This is a genomic window from Kribbia dieselivorans NBRC 106261 (genome assembly GCF_001552435.1).
Classification (GTDB): domain Bacteria; phylum Actinomycetota; class Actinomycetes; order Actinomycetales; family Dermatophilaceae; genus Kribbia; species Kribbia dieselivorans.
In genome coordinates, this window is record NZ_BCRE01000142.1 from 1 (window position 1) to 575 (window position 575).

Here is a 575-nt window from a genome sequence, read left to right on the forward strand (position 1 = left end):
CATCACCCCAGGTAGGGCCGCAGCGCGCGGACGAACCCCGCCCGACTGAACCGCTCCTCGACCACGCGCGCGGCCGCCGCCACCTGGTGCGCCCAGAACGCCGGATCGGTGCAGAGCTTGTCGACCAACGCCGGCACCTCCGCCGGATCGGCGTAGAGCAGCGCCTCGCCGAACGTGTCCCGATGTTTCGGATCGGCGATGACCGGCACCCCCGCCGCGGCGGACTCGAGCAGGACGCGCCCGAACGCCTCATGGGCCTGACGGTTGTCCAGGTAGACGACGACGTCGAGCCCGGCGAGGAACTCTCGGACGGGGGTCTGCCCCTGCCGGCGGAACGACCAGTTCTTCGGCATGCGGGTGCGGGGCGGGTCCATGGCGGCCAGCAGCGCTCGGCACGTCGACTTGGCGCCCATGAACCTCACGTCGTAGCGGTCCGGGTCCAGCGCGTACGCGGCCAGGAGGTCCTCGCCCGTGGCGGGGAACTTGATCCAGTTGTCCCGTGAGTACCGGCCGATGACCGGTCGATCGGCCACCGGGCGGTCGCCGCGCACCCGCCACGCGCCCGGGTCGATGCG

1 protein-coding gene is annotated in these 575 nt (G+C 72.3%); it reads right to left on the bottom strand.

The window, feature by feature from the left end:
* Nucleotides 1–2: 2 nt before the first annotated feature.
* A partial coding sequence (locus tag KD1_RS11715) for a glycosyltransferase family protein (protein WP_157073319.1) occupies nucleotides 3–575 on the bottom strand: 573 nt, incomplete at its 5' end.